Consider the following 15,919-nt stretch of genomic DNA (forward strand, 5'->3'; position numbering starts at 1 on the left):
GTCGTAACCTCCTTCGCAATGACGATTAAAATTTAATTTTTAGATTGATGAATCAACCAAAACGACATACCATTACTGCGGCGCTACCTTATACAAACGGTGCTATTCATATTGGACATTTAGCAGGAGTTTATGTGCCAGCAGATATTTATGCACGCTATTTACGTTTAACAGGAAATGATGTGCTTTTTGTTTGCGGAAGCGACGAACACGGTGTGCCTATTACTATTAAAGCAAAAAAAGAAGGTGTTTCTCCGCAAGATATTGTAGATAAATATCACGCCATAATTAAACAATCTTTTGAAGAATTTGGAATTACTTTCGATAATTATTCGCGAACATCAGCTAAAATTCATCACGAAACTGCATCAGAATTTTTCACAACTTTAAATGATAAAGGTGAATTTATTGAAGAAACCACAGAGCAATTGTTTGATGAAGAAGCCAACCAATTTTTAGCAGATCGTTTTGTTGTAGGAACTTGCCCAAAATGTGGCAATGAAGAAAGCTATGGCGACCAATGTGAAAATTGCGGAACCAGCCATAATGCAACCGATTTAATAAATCCTAAATCAGCCATAACAGGTAATGTGCCAACCTTAAAACAAACAAAACACTGGTTTTTACCTTTAGATAAGCATGAAGACTTTTTAAAAGAATGGATTTTAAAAGGACATAAAAAAGATTGGAAACCTAATGTTTATGGGCAAGTAAAATCGTGGATTGATGATGGTTTACGCCCAAGAGCAGTAACACGTGATTTAGATTGGGGCATTCCAGTTCCAACTAAAGGAGGCGAAGGTAAAGTATTGTACGTTTGGTTTGATGCACCTATCGGATATATATCATCTACCAAAGAATGGGCAGCTCGTGAAGGAAAAGATTGGGAACCCTATTGGAAAGATAAAGACACCAAATTGGTGCACTTTATAGGAAAAGATAATATTGTATTTCACTGTATTATTTTTCCAGCTATGCTAAAAAGCGAAGGTTCTTATATTTTACCAGAAAATGTGCCAGCTAACGAATTTTTAAATTTAGAAGGCAATAAACTATCAACCTCTAAAAATTGGGCGGTTTGGTTGCCAGAATATTTACAAGATTTTCCAAATCAGCAAGATGTATTGCGTTATGCTTTAACAGCAAACGCACCAGAAACAAAAGATAACGATTTTACTTGGAAAGATTTTCAAGCACGAAATAACAACGAATTAGTAGCCATTTTTGGCAACTTTATTAATCGTGTAGTTGTACTTACTAATAAATATTATAGTGGAATTGTGCCAGCTCCAAATGAATTGACTCAAATAGATGAGGAAACACTAAACACTATTAAAGCCTATCCAGATGTAATTGCAAGTTCTATTGAGCGTTATCGTTTTAGAGAAGCGGGACAAGAACTTATGAATTTAGCACGATTAGGTAATAAGTATTTAGCCGACGAAGAGCCATGGAAAGTCATTAAAGTAGACGAAGCTCGCACACAAACTATTATGTATGTGTCATTACAAATAGCATCAGCCTTAGCCACTTTAAGTGAGCCGTTCTTACCTTTTACTTCGAATAAGTTGAAAAACATATTGAATGTCACGTCGAGCGCAGTCAAGACGTCATGGAATGAAGTAAGTACCAAAGAAGTATTGCTCCCAGCAAACCACCAAATAGGAAAAGCAGAATTATTGTTTTCAAAAATTGAAGATGAAACTATTCAAAAACAATTAGATAAATTAGTAGCTAGTAAAAAAGCTAATGAAATTGCGAATGCTACGGTTGAACCACAAAAAGACACTATTGCTTTTGAAGATTTCACCAAATTAGACATCCGTGTAGGGACTATTTTAGAAGCTGAAAAAATGCCAAAAGCTAAAAAACTTTTAGTTTTAAAAGTAGATACAGGGATTGATGTACGTACGATAGTCTCTGGAATTGCAGAAAGTTTTACTGCAGAAGAAGTGGTTGGAAAACGAGTAACCGTTTTAGTTAATTTAGCACCAAGAACATTACGTGGTGTAGAAAGCCAAGGTATGATTTTAATGACTGAAACATCCGATGGTAAATTAGTGTTTGTAAATCCAGACACTAAGGCTAGTCATACAATATCAAACGGGTTACCAATAAGTTAATTTCTTGTTAAAAGTAGTTTATAATAATTAAGGAATTAATGGTGTTCAAACACCTGTATGTCAATAAAATACAGAGCTTACTTCATGTTGTTTAAAACTTTAAATAGTTGCTGCTTTATAAACTTAAGCATCTAGAAGCATAGTTAAATTCGTATCTATCATATATAAATTAATTAAAAACCACTATATGAAACGAATTATTTTACTACTTATCACAGCTACTTTAATGTCCTGTGGAGCATCAAAAACTATTAGAGATTCAAAAAAAGTTATTAAAGGCGATTGGACTTTAAGCTCTATTAATTATAGTGCTTTAGGTACTTATAATGTAACGTTGTTAAACGATGCATCAAAAGCATGTTTTGAAGGTAGTACATGGCGTTTTATTCCAAACAATAATACGGGAACATATAATATTGATGATGCCAATTGTTCAACTGGAATGCGCTATTTTAATTTTACTCTTCAAGAAATAGACGAACAAACAGGGCTTTATGACTTTTTGTTGAAACCTACAAACGAAAAAGGGAAATCAGACACCAATCAAGGGTTTCGTATGTCCTTAAAATCTTTATCAGATACAAATATGCAATGGCAACAAACCATATATGTAGATGGAAAGCCATTTATAATTAATATGAATTTCACTAAATAATAGATAACTATGAGAACTTTTATAAATAAAATTGCAATATTACTATTCACAGGTGCTTTAACAATTAGTTTAATGAATTGTAAAGCAGTTCAAAACGCAAACAATAAACAAAAAGGTGCTGTAATTGGTACTACTGGCGGTGCTATTTTAGGAGCTATTATTGGCAACAATGTTGGTAAAGGAGGTAATGGTGAATTAGGAGCTGTTATTGGTGGTGTAGTAGGTGGAACGGCTGGAGTGCTTATAGGTAATAAAATGGACAAACAAGCTCAAAAAATAGAAGAGGAAATTCCTGGGGCAAAAGTAGAGCGTGTAGATAATGGCATTGTGGTAACTTTTGATGAGGGTAGCGGTGTATATTTTGCAACTAATAAATACAATATTAATAATGCATCTCAAACAACTTTAAATAAACTTACTAATGTTTTTAAAGAATTTCCAGATACTAATATTCTTGTGGTAGGACACACAGACAGTGTTGGAGATGCTAATTATAATATGACGCTTTCTAAAAACAGAGCGTATGCTGTAACTAATTATTTTACGCAAAACGGAGTAAGTTCAGGTCGTTTAACCACAAATTGGTTTGGTGAGACTCAACCTATACACGATAATACAACGGCTGAGGGTAGAGCTAAAAACAGACGTGTAAATGTGGCTATTTTACCAAATGAAAAAATGGTGGATGATGCAAAAAAACAGGCTGGTGATAATTAGCCTTTTATTTGATTGATGATTAAAACAGGGGCATATCTTTTTGGATATACCCCTGTTTTTTATTGCGTTCTATTCACTCTAGTAGAATGCATCATTTCTAACTTCCATGTGCTATCCTTTTTAATAGCTACAATACTTTCTAGCCATTGTAATTTGCGCTCTAAACTATCAGATTTTATGGTAGCATAGTTATGGTATGCCATCCAAATACGATTATCTTCTTTTTCTGCCTTAAAAAAATCAAAACTATTAATACGTTTTAAGCCGGTGTCTCTTAGTTTGGCACGCTTGCACCAATTGGCAATTGTATCATTAGTCCAAACCTCGCCATGTTCTAACAGAATAAAATCATCAGTATGATATTTGGTGAGTAGTTCTGCTTTCTTATCACTCCAAACATCATCAAATACACCTTGTATCAAATTTTTAACAGCTTCAAAATCTTTGGTATCATTAGTTTTTGTTATGTCTTTCTGGCAACCAGTAAAGATTACAAAAGAAAACAAAAATACTTTTAATAAGTGTTTCATAACATTCAATTTTTTTAATTCAAGTGGTACATAAACCTTATTTTTGTTGAATTACTTTAATGTAAATGGCAGCACAACTAAAATACATAATTTCCTATACAAAACTTCCAGAATCTTCAGTAAAAAACACTATTGAATTATTAAATGAAGATTGCACCATTCCCTTTATTTCAAGATACAGAAAAGAGCGCACAGGAAATTTAGATGAGGTTCAAATTGGCAATATTGTAAAGTATAAAGAACAGTTCGAAACTATAGAAAAACGAAAGATTGCCATTTTAAAAACACTTAAAGAACAAGCCGTTTTAACTTTAGAGTTGCAACAAAAAATTGAAGCTACTCAAGATTTAACAACACTTGAAGATTTATACTTACCATACAAGAAAAGCCGCAAAACAAAAGCTGAAAAGGCACGACAAAATGGATTGGAACCATTAGCAAAAATTATAATGAGTCAGAATGCAAATGATTTAGAATCTATGGCATTAAGATATGTAAAAGGTGAAGTTAATTTGATTGATGATGCTTTAGAAGGAGCAAGACATATTATTGCAGAATGGATAAACGAACGTACCGATGTTAGAACGAATATTCGTCATCAATTAGAGCGTTTCGCTATGATTTCCACAAAAGTAGTAAAGGCAAAAATAGATGATGAAAAAGCTCAAAAATTTAGAGATTATTTTGATTGGGAAGAATCGTTAAGCCGAATACCATCACACCGCTTATTAGCTATTTTAAGAGCTGAAAGTGAGAGTTTTATTCGAGTTAAAATTAGTATAGACGACGACCGCGCTTTGGATAACATAGAAAGACGCATTATTAAAAGCAATAACACTTGCGCGGAACAGATTCAAATAGCTATTCAAGATGCTTATAAACGTTTATTATTTCCATCGTTAAGTAACGAAGCTTTACAAGTAGCCAAAGAGAAAGCAGACGAGTCTGCAATAACCGTTTTTGCAAAAAACCTAAAACAGCTTTTATTAGGTTCGCCAATAGGGGAAAAACGCGTTTTAGCTATCGATCCCGGATTTCGTACAGGATGCAAACTGGTATGCTTAGATGCACAAGGCACACTGTTATATAACGAAACTATTTATCCGCACCCCCCAAAAAGTGATAGCATTGGAGCCATAAAGAAAATAAGCTCGCTTGCCGATGCTTATAAAATAGAAGCTATTGCTATTGGAAATGGAACAGCATCAAGAGAAACAGAAGCTTTAGTAAAAAGAGTGCATTTTAAAAATAATGTACAAGTTTTTGTAGTAAGCGAAGCTGGAGCGAGTATTTATTCTGCATCAAAAATAGCACGAGAAGAATTTCCTAATTACGACGTTACAGTTCGTGGTTCGGTATCTATTGGTCGTCGTTTACAAGATCCGTTAGCAGAATTAGTTAAAATTGATGCCAAATCTATAGGTGTTGGACAATATCAACACGATGTAGACCAAGCTAAACTTCAAAAACAATTAGATATTGTAGTTGGTAATTGTGTAAATGCTGTTGGTGTAAATATTAATACGGCAAGCATACCGCTGTTGAGTTATGTGTCTGGAATTGGACCTAAACTAGCCAAAAATATTTTTAATTATAGAAACGAAAATGGTGCTTTTACCTCTAGAGAAGATATTAAAAAAGTACCCAGATTAGGAACAAAAGCTTTTGAGCAAGGAGTTGCTTTTTTAAGAATCAAAAATGCTAAAAACCCATTAGACGATTCGGCAGTACATCCTGAAAGTTATGGCATTATTAGTAAAATGGCTAAAGATTTAGGGAAAACAATTGCCGAATTAATTGGAAATAAAGATGTGCTTCAAAAGATAGATTTAAAAAAATATTGCACAGAGTCCATTGGATTGCTAACACTTGAAGACATTATTAAAGAACTAGAAAAACCTGGACTAGATATTCGCGAACAAGCTAAAGTATTTACATTCAATCAAAATATAAAAACAATTAACGATTTAAAAGAAGGACAATTACTTCCTGGAATTGTAAATAACATTACTAATTTTGGATGTTTTGTAGATGTTGGAATTAAAGAAAGTGGTTTAATTCATGTTTCTAATTTATCCGATAGTTTTGTAAAAGATGTTAATGAGCATGTATGCCTACATCAGCAAATTATTGTAAAAGTACTAGAGGTAGATGTTTTGCGAAAACGTATTCAATTAAAACTGCAAAAATAACTTAATAGCTTTTTTTAACAAGCAAAAGCACTAATCATTCTGATTTACAATTGGTTAAATTTTTCAGCTTAAAAAACGTTATTCTTATTTAGAATAAATAAAAATAATAAATATATTTGCAAAAATTCATTTACAAGAAATGATAGCAAAGTGTTATCATATTAAAAAAATAAAATAAAAAATACCGGTATGCCGTCTGCAAACTACATACCGGTTAAATGCAAATCAACTCTAAAAAAATCAATTAACATTCAATTCAAAAATATGAAAAATTTTAAGTTTAATATGAGCTTAGGCTACATATTAAAGATTACTTTACTTAGTTTAAGCAGTATAATCATGCAGTCTACTTTTGCCCAAAATGGTTCAGAAAAAGTAGAAATAAAAGGAAAAATAACAAGTCAAAATAATGAGGCAGTACCTTTTGCAACTCTACTATTGAAAGGGACAAGCCTTGGAACATCATCAGATGAAAATGGTGCATTTCAATTTTATGCTCCAAAAGGTAAATATAATATAGTTGTAAGTTCCTTAGGGTACGAAACAATAACTAAAAATATTGATGCAACCAAAAACCCAGTTGTAATTAATTTTATTTTACAGGAAAGCAATACACAACTTCAGGAAGTTGAAATCATAGGGCGTAAAGAACAGAGTTACAAAAACACAAATTCGTTTATAGCAACAAAATCTGCTACAAAATTAAAAGATGTGCCACAGTCTGTTGGCTATGTTACAAAAGAGGTGATTTTAGATCAAGGTGCTTTTAGAATTAACGATGTTGTAAAAAATATTAGTGGTGTAAATCAACATTCGTTTTATAACGATTTGGTTATAAGAGGTCACCGAGTTTCAGGACAGCGAAATTCTGGGTTAATGCTAAATGGTATGCGTATCATGACTAGTTTTTGGAAACAACAACTCATCCCCCACATAGAGCGTGTCGAGGTTTTAAAAGGACCAGCATCTGCTTTATTTGGCAATGCTTCTCCAGGAGGTGTGGTTAATAGTGTTACTAAAAAACCATTGTTTGAAGAAAAGCAATCTATTAGTGCATCTATGGGTAGTTTTAATACGTTTAGACTGTTGTCAGACTTTACGGGGCCTATGACCAAGGATAAAAAACTATTGTATAGATTAAACATAGGTTATGAAAATTCAGATGGTTTTAGAGATTTGCAATTTTCTAAAAATATCGTTTTTGCACCATCATTTTCATTTATTCCCAGCGACAAAACACGCTTAAACTTTGATGTTGTTTACCAAGACTCAAAAGGCAGAATAGACCGAGGACTTGCTGTTTTTGGTAATGGAGACCTAAATTCGGTGCCTATTACAAAATCTTTAAGTGCTGCCAACGATTATTTAAATGAATTTAATTTAAATATTACATTATCGTTACAACATAAATTTACAGACCATTTAAGTTTCAACAGTAAATACTTAAATTCTAGTTATGATGAAGATTTACTGGAACACCGAACCGCAAACTCCTTTGCAGCCTTGGGCGATGGAACTTTTGATATAACTAAAGTAGCTATGCGTGTTTTTGACAGAAAACGCTCATGGAACAACCAAAACTTTAACAATTACTTAAATTACAATTTTAATTTGGGTGAAATTAAAAATAAATTATTGGTTGGGTACGATTATTTTCAGCAAGAATTACAGCCAGGGGGTTCTCAATTAGAAGCACGAGCTTATTTATTAAAAAATGGAACAGCTACAAATTCGTTTAATGTTGCCAATATAGATAATTATGTTTTAGATACCAATGGAAACCCCGTTACTAACGTGGCACATTTTGACTTAACATCAAATACAGGAAATGTGTTACGAGATATGAGCAAATATGTTTACAGACTAAGAAGCTTTACGCAATTTAAACAAGTAAATAATGGAGTTTACATTCAAAATCAGTTTAGTTATAAAAAACTCGATCTTTTAATTGGTTTAAGAAAAGAATACTTTACAGACTACATAAATTACAATACCGAAAACGAAGAAAAGATAAACCAAGATGCTTTTATCCCAAGAATTGGTGCTGTTTATAAAGTAACATCAAATGTAAATGCTTACGGAACTTGGGTTAAAGGTTACCAACCACAAACTGCCACAGCCATTAATAACCCAGATGCAGGTGGCCCTTTTGATTCTTTAACAAGTGAGTTGATTGAATTTGGATTTAAATCAGAATGGTTTAAAAATAGATTAGGAGTTTCTTTGGCATATTACAACTTAACCCAAAAAGGAGCTTTATATGATGCTGGAGATACTAATAACCCAGACAGATTGATGCAAATAGGTGAAGAAAAATCAAAAGGATTAGAATTGGACGCTTACGGGAAACTACAAGAAAACTGGAGCTTGGTTCTTAACTATGCTTACAACGATGCGTTTTTTTCTAAAGCAGATGCAGCTACCCTTGCAAAGTTTGGAGATACTAAACCAAATGCACCAAAGCACACGTTTAACTTATGGACAAAATACGTTATCAGTCAAGGTGATTTAAAAGGTTTAGGCTTAGGATTTGGCTACGATTACGTAAGCGAAAGAAAAGGGTCTATTATTCGCGACCCTAATTTAGTACCAATTTTTCCAAGTTATGGTTTGGTAAATACGGCTTTTTATTATAACGTAGACAAATTTCAAATACAATTAAACATAAACAATGTATTTAATAAAACTCATTGGGTTGGTGCATACGATTTTTTAAGATCGTTCCCTGGACAACCAAGAAATGTTATAACTACCGTGTCTTATACTTTTTAATAAGTGAAAATTAATAAGAAAACATTTTTTAAAATTCATAGTTGGATAGGAATTAAGTTAGGCATACTATTTTTTATAGTATGCTTTTCTGGTACACTAGCAACACTTAGCCACGAAATAGATTGGCTTTTTATAAAAGAAATAAGAGCTACACCACAGGATACTTTAGCATCAAGAAATCTTATAATAAAAAATTTAAAAGAAGCATATCCCAAAGGAAAATTAACCTATTGGTTAAGAACAGATGAACCCTATTTATGCGATATTCTATATGTAGAACAAGAAGGTTTTGGTAGAACTTATGTGTTTGCAAATCCCTATACTGGTGAGGTACAAGGGCATGCTAACTTAACTTTTCAGCGTTTTTTTAGAGACTTGCATTACTTTTTATTTATACCTTTTCAAATAGGGCATTTTACGGTACTCACTTTTGGGTTTCTTTTATTTATTTCATTAACTACTGCGTTATGTTTTTATAAAAAATGGTGGAAAAAGTTATTTAAGCTGCAAACAGGAAAAGGGGCTTTAGTTTTTTTTAGAAGTTTGCACAGGTTGGTAGGGCTGTGGTCTATTCCGTTTACTATCCTGTTTTCAATCACAGGAATTTGGTATTTTGCAGAACGTACTAACATAGGCGGTTTAGGAGATGCAGTAAACCCCAAGTCTCCTAAAATAGAAAATACTGTATTTAACAATACTGATAAATTTAGATTTACCATAGATTACGATAAAGCTATTGCTCTTGCAAAGCAAGAGGTATCTGGTATCGAGATTGGAGGTATAAGCCCTTCAAAAAACAATAATGAAGCTATTTATTTAAGAGGGAAGTCTCACGTTCCCCTAGTACGCCAAAGAGCAAATAGAATATATATAAATCCAAATAATTATGAGGTTTTAAAAGTGCAGAAGGCTGAGGAAATATCTACTGTAATGTGGCTTAATGATATTGCAGACCCTTTACACTTTGGCTATTTTGGGGGCTTGCTAACAAAAATTATATGGTTTATAGCTGGTTTGGGTATTTCATCATTGGTGTTATCAGGAATTTGGATAACCCTTAGGCGTAAAAAAATAAAACAAAAGAAAAAAGAAAGCAAAATTATGGGCGTTTGGAAATACATAAATGGGTTATTCTACCTAATCATGTTGCTATTTATGTATAGTATCATAATAACTAGATATAGTGCTTCAACAAAAGTTGTTTCTATAATTAGTATAGGCTGGCTAGTTTTTATGGCAATGGGTTATTATATCTTTGTGTACCGACTAAATAAAGCGGTAAATAATAACATTTCATAGCACTTTAGATAACTCAAATTTATCTCGTGAAAGCGTATTCAATTAAAACTGCAAAAATAAAAAATGCGAACTGAAAAGTAGTTCGCATTTTTTCTATTAAAACAGAAAACAGATTATCTGTTCATGTTTTTAATTTCGTTTATAAAAGTATCCAAATCAACACCATTACTAACAAGCGTTAAAGCCTTATCAACTATATATTTTACGTTTACAGCATGAAATCCAAGTCCTACACCTATTTTATGTAAAAGCCTGTGTTCTGAATCCCCTTTAATTTGATCTACGTGTACCATACGTACCAAATCGTATAAACGTTCTAAGCGTTTGTCGTAAGAAACAGGTGGATTTATAGGATGCGATTTATAATTCTTTAAAATTAATTTATAATCTGCTTCACTAATATTTAAATTGTTGGCTAATCTATCTAGAAAAGCTTTCTCATCATCTGTAATAATTCCATCATCCATAGCTACACGAACTATAGCTGCAAAATGATCTTCATTACGCTTTTTAAAACCACTATCAAATAAATCTGAAAACGACATATGTTTTTGTTTTTTTGTGCTGCAAATATAAATAAACTTCAATCTTTTTTAATTAAAAATTAGCTTTTTTTAGGATTTCATTTTACAAGGAAAATATTGAGATTCAAGTTTATCTTTAACGAAGTCGAAAAGGTGTAATTTCTAATGCAAAGAATAAAAAATATGCACGAGCTAATTTCTAAAAAATTCTTATAAAAAGAATTCTAAACTGTATATTTGCAATCTTAAAATCTAATAATTAGGTGAGTAAATCTATCCTCTCGCAAACCTACGCACAGACTTTGCAAACGCAAAATCTGCAAACTGCTATTGCCCAAACTCAAAATAAAATACATGTAAAAGGACTTGTAGGGTCGTCTTTTTCCTTTGTTATTTCTAGTGTTTTTAAACAAGCCGAAAAACCGTTTTTAATTGTTTTTAACGATAAAGAAGAAGCGGCACATTATCTAAACGATTTAGAGCAGTTGTGTAACCACAAAGATGTTTTGTTTTACCCAGGGAGTTACCGTAGGCCATACCAAATTGAAGAAACCGATAATGCCAATGTATTGCTTCGTGCTGAGGTTTTAAACCGTATTAATTCGCAAAAAAAGCCAGCTATAATTATTACATATCCAGATGCCCTTTTTGAGCAAGTGGTTACTAGAAAAGAGTTAGAGCGTCATACTTTAAAGGTGGCTGTAAACGATAAAATTTCTATCGATTTTGTAAACGAAGTACTGTTTGAATACCAATTTAAACGCGTGGATTTTGTAACCGAACCTGGTGAGTTTTCAGTGCGTGGTGGTATTGTGGATGTGTTTTCGTTTTCGCACGACGAACCGTATCGTATCGAGTTTTTTGGAGATGAAGTTGATAGTATTAGAACCTTTGATGTAGAAACTCAACTTTCTGTAGAACAAGTCAAAAAAATTAATATTATCCCAAATGTTGCTAATAAACTCATAGAAGAAAAACGCCAAAGTTTCTTAAAATATATTGCGCAAAAAACGGTTGTTTGTTTTAAAAACACCGATTTATTCTTTTCAAGAATAGACGATTTTTATGAGAAAGCTGAAGACGCTTTCAAAGAACTCTCATCAGATTTAAAACACGCAGAACCTGACGAGCTTTTTTCTAATTCAACCTTATTAAAAAAGCAATTATTAGATTTTACAATAATTGAATTTGGTACAACTTCTGTTTTTAATAATTTATCTAGCAACATTGTTGCCTTCAATACCACACCACAACCCTCATTTAACAAGCAATTTAATCTTTTAATAGAGGATCTAAATGCTAATCATGAAAAGGGGTATACTAATTATATAGCTTGTATTAGTGAGCAACAAGCAAAACGTTTTCATGATATTTTTGACGATTCTAATCTCGACGTTAAAGAGTATCAAACTATAATATTATCACTGTATAAAGGGTTTATAGATCACGACTCAAAAATTGTATGCTATACCGATCATGAAATTTTTGAGCGTTATCATAAATTTCATCTTAAAAATGGCTACGCAAAAAAACAAGCCATCACATTAAAAGAACTTACAAATTTAGATATTGGCGATTATGTAACGCATATCGATCATGGTATTGGGCGCTTTGGAGGGCTTCAAAAAATAGATGTAGAAGGTAAAAAACAAGAAGCAATAAAATTGGTTTATGGCGAACGCGATGTGTTGTATCTAAGTATTCACGCATTACATAAAATCACTAAGTTTAACGGAAAGGACGGAAAGCCTCCAAAAATTTATAAACTTGGTAGTAATGCATGGAAAACCCTTAAGCAAAAAACAAAAGCACGTGTAAAACATGTTGCGTTTAATTTAATAAAACTTTACGCAAAACGTAAAACACAAAAAGGCTACCAGTATAATCCTGATAGTTATATGCAACACGAATTGGAAGCCTCGTTTATTTATGAGGATACACCAGACCAAAGTACAGCAACCGAAGATATTAAAGCCGATATGGAAAGTGAACGCCCAATGGATCGTTTAGTTTGTGGCGATGTTGGTTTTGGTAAAACCGAGGTGGCTATTCGTGCAGCATTTAAAGCTGTCGATAACGGCAAGCAAGTTGCTGTTTTAGTGCCAACAACCATTTTGGCATATCAACATTCAAGAACATTTAAAGAGCGTTTAAAAGATTTTCCTGTTACCGTAGATTATGTAAATCGCTTTAGAACCGCTAAAGAAAAACGAGAAACTCTTGAAGGTTTAGAAAATGGAAAAGTCGATATTATTATAGGAACTCATCAATTAGTTAACAAAAATGTTAAGTTTAAAGATTTAGGCCTTTTAATTGTAGATGAAGAGCAAAAATTTGGCGTAGCCGTAAAAGAAAAATTAAAAACGTTAAAAGATAACGTTGATGTGCTAACACTAACGGCAACGCCAATTCCGCGTACATTGCAATTTAGTTTAATGGCAGCACGCGATTTATCGGTAATTACAACGCCGCCTCCAAATCGTTATCCTATTGAGAGTCATGTTATCAGATTTAATGAAGATACCATTCGTGATGCCGTGAGCTATGAGATTCAACGTGGCGGACAAATATTCTTTATTCATAATCGAATAGAGAATATAAAGGAAGTTGCAGGCATGTTACAACGTTTAGTGCCCGATGCTAAAATTGGTATTGGTCACGGGCAAATGGAAGGCAAAAAGTTAGAACAATTAATGCTCGCATTTATGGATGGTGCTTTCGATGTTTTAGTAAGTACAACTATTGTTGAAAGCGGACTTGACGTACCAAATGCAAATACTATTTTTATTAATAATGCTAATAATTTTGGGCTAAGCGATTTACATCAAATGCGAGGACGTGTAGGAAGAAGCAATAAAAAAGCATTTTGCTATTTTATAACACCTGAATACTCTGCAATGACAGACGATGCGCGAAAACGCATTACCGCTTTAGAGCAATTCACAGAATTGGGAAGTGGTTTTAATATCGCTATGAAAGATTTAGAAATTCGTGGAGCAGGCGATTTATTAGGTGGCGAACAAAGCGGATTTATTAATGAAATAGGATTTGATACCTACCAAAAAATACTAAATGAAGCCATTGAAGAACTCAAAGAAAACGAGTTTAAAGAATTATATAATGAAGATGAAACCAATAAAGTTTATGTAAAAGAAGTCACAATTGATACCGATTTCGAATTACTTTTCCCAGACGATTACATAAATAATATTGCAGAACGACTAAACCTGTACACGCAACTTAACAATTTAAAAACCAAAGAAGAATTACAAAAATTTGAAACAGAACTTATAGATCGTTTTGGAGAATTACCAACACAAGTGACCGATTTATTAAACAGTGTCCAAATAAAGTGGATGGCTACCAAATTAGGTTTCGAAAAAATAATAATGAAAAACGGTAAATTTGTAGGGTATTTTATAAACGACCAACAAAGCCAATTTTACCAAAGCGAAAACTTTACAAAAGTGCTTAAATTTGTGCAAACAAATGCTGGTATTTGTAAGATGAAAGAAAAGCAAACCCGTAATGGTTTACGGTTATTACTTACTTTTGAATCTATTAAATCTGTAAAACAAGCCATAGCAGTTTTAAAACCTATAATGGCTTGATTATTGTTTTATTAAAATTAAATTAAAACTCATGTTAAAACGAATTGTTGCCTTAGCAGTTTTACTGCCAAATATTTTTTTTGGGCAACACACTATTAAAGGCACATTTTCTCCAGCCGAAGATTATAATATAGCGTTGCTTTATAAAGTAACACCTACGGTTTCAGAGTACGTTACAAACTCTGAGATTAAAGATGGAATTCTTGAACTTAAATTAGATTCTGCAGCAACAAAAGGTATGTACAGAATCGTTTATGCTATTCCGCAAGAAGACTATAATTTTGATATTATTTACAACGGAAAAGAGAATATAGAATTTACGTTTAATTCTGAAACTGGAGTTGAATTTTTAGCTTCCGCTGAAAACAAATTATTGGCATCCTACAAAAATAGTATGTCTATGATAACCCACAGTATTGGTAATTTTTACAGAGAAGAAAGTAAAGATACGATAGCTTTAAAGTCTATTTTTAATACACAGCGTGAAGCACAATCTAGTTTTGAAACTTTGGCAAAGGGTACTATAGCACTTGAGTTTATTAAAGCAAACACACCGTATATTCCTGAAACATTTGAGGATGTAAAAACCTATGTTGAGAGTCTAAAAACACATTATTTTGATTATGTGGATTTTAATAATGAAACGCTACAAAGCTCTAATTTTTTTGATGAACGGATGCTAAATTATGTGTTCGGAATGTCATCTGAAGATGTAGACGAAATCACAAATTATAAAAACAATATCGATGTTTTTTGCAATGCCATGAAGTATGCTCCTGATGGAATAAAACGGATTCTATTAATAGATTTATGGCAACAAATGGTAGATTTAGGATTTGAAAATGTAGCAAACTATATATCTGAAACCCATTTAATCGATGTAGCTAAAGCACTAAATGATGAAGAATTAATTAAAGGTTTAACCTTGTTTAAAAACACTTCTATAGGAAGTAAAGCACCTGATTTTTCTTTTGAAATTGAAAATGAAACTAAAAAATTAAACGAGTTAAATACTGCCGTAAATTACATCATCGTATTTTGGAGTAGTACATGCTCGCATTGTTTAGATGAAATTCCGCAATTGCAAACCTTTGTAAAAACACAAGAAGCGGGCAAGGTAAAAGTAATAGCTATTGGCTTAGAAGAGGAACCCAATAAATGGGATATTTTAATAAAAAAATACGCTGATTTTATTCACGTTTACGGTGAAGGAAAATGGGATAACAAAATTGGGAATGATTACGGTGTTACGGCAACACCAACCTATTTTGTTTTAAACAAAGACAAAAAAATTATTGCAAAACCAGAAGATGTTGAGGCTTTAAAAATGTTTTTTGAAGCTGAATAAAATAAACGCCATAACGAGGAACAAAGCGACGTGGTTATCTGTTAATCAGTAATAATGAAGTTCTTTTAAACAACATCTCGACTGTGCTCAGTGTCACAGTTAAGCGAGGCAATTAAAAATGATAAAAAGCATTTTCTAAATGCTCAAT

The 15,919-nt window shown here is 32.5% G+C and carries 10 protein-coding genes; 8 read left to right on the forward strand and 2 right to left on the reverse strand.

Annotation, left to right across the window (positions count from 1 at the left end; genetic code table 11):
• The first annotated feature begins 47 nt into the window (after nt 1–47).
• The 3 genes from metG (at nt 48) to AADI82_RS02870 (ending at nt 3,495) form a co-directional block, all read left to right on the forward strand.
• Nucleotides 48–2,123: a methionine--tRNA ligase gene (gene metG / locus AADI82_RS02860; RefSeq protein WP_341214963.1), complete on the forward strand. Its 2,076-nt coding sequence runs from the start codon at nt 48–50 to the stop codon at nt 2,121–2,123.
• 187 nt (nt 2,124–2,310) lie between these two features.
• Entirely contained in the window at nt 2,311–2,778 is a 468-nt protein-coding gene (locus AADI82_RS02865) for a lipocalin family protein (protein ID WP_341214964.1), read from the forward strand.
• A gap of 9 nt (nt 2,779–2,787) precedes the next feature.
• Nucleotides 2,788–3,495, forward strand: coding sequence for an OmpA family protein (locus AADI82_RS02870; protein WP_341214965.1), 708 nt, complete (start codon nt 2,788–2,790; stop codon nt 3,493–3,495).
• Between the two features lie 59 nt (nt 3,496–3,554).
• Here the strand turns inward: AADI82_RS02870 and AADI82_RS02875 are convergent, their stop codons facing one another.
• Complete coding sequence (locus tag AADI82_RS02875) at nt 3,555–4,025, reverse strand: nuclear transport factor 2 family protein (RefSeq protein ID WP_341214966.1); 471 nt, start codon at nt 4,023–4,025, stop codon at nt 3,555–3,557.
• A 65-nt stretch (nt 4,026–4,090) separates the two neighbouring features.
• Between AADI82_RS02875 and AADI82_RS02880 the strand changes: the two genes are divergently transcribed.
• From AADI82_RS02880 to AADI82_RS02890, 3 genes are all read left to right on the forward strand, one after another.
• Nucleotides 4,091–6,217 (forward strand): Tex family protein, encoded by a 2,127-nt coding sequence (locus tag AADI82_RS02880; protein WP_341214967.1) that lies wholly within the window; start codon nt 4,091–4,093, stop codon nt 6,215–6,217.
• Between the two features lie 264 nt (nt 6,218–6,481).
• A complete protein-coding gene (locus AADI82_RS02885; RefSeq protein WP_341214968.1) occupies nt 6,482–8,989 on the forward strand; it encodes a TonB-dependent receptor in 2,508 nt (835 codons plus the stop codon).
• 3 nt (nt 8,990–8,992) lie between these two features.
• Complete coding sequence (locus tag AADI82_RS02890) at nt 8,993–10,288, forward strand: PepSY-associated TM helix domain-containing protein (RefSeq protein WP_341214969.1); 1,296 nt, start codon at nt 8,993–8,995, stop codon at nt 10,286–10,288.
• 113 nt (nt 10,289–10,401) lie between these two features.
• Here the strand turns inward: AADI82_RS02890 and AADI82_RS02895 are convergent, their stop codons facing one another.
• A complete protein-coding gene (locus AADI82_RS02895; protein WP_341214970.1) occupies nt 10,402–10,833 on the reverse strand; it encodes a TerB family tellurite resistance protein in 432 nt (143 codons plus the stop codon).
• 242 nt (nt 10,834–11,075) lie between these two features.
• Here AADI82_RS02895 and mfd point away from each other — a divergent pair, with 242 nt between their 5' ends.
• Together mfd and AADI82_RS02905 are read left to right on the forward strand one after the other, a co-directional pair.
• Complete coding sequence (mfd, locus tag AADI82_RS02900; RefSeq protein WP_341214971.1) at nt 11,076–14,423, forward strand: transcription-repair coupling factor; 3,348 nt, start codon at nt 11,076–11,078, stop codon at nt 14,421–14,423.
• Between the two features lie 31 nt (nt 14,424–14,454).
• Nucleotides 14,455–15,771, forward strand: coding sequence for a TlpA disulfide reductase family protein (locus tag AADI82_RS02905; RefSeq protein WP_341214972.1), 1,317 nt, complete (start codon nt 14,455–14,457; stop codon nt 15,769–15,771).
• The last annotated feature ends 148 nt before the right edge of the window (nt 15,772–15,919 follow it).

Source organism: uncultured Wocania sp. (assembly GCF_964021735.1).
In the GTDB taxonomy this organism is placed as follows: Bacteria; Bacteroidota; Bacteroidia; order Flavobacteriales; family Flavobacteriaceae; genus Wocania_A.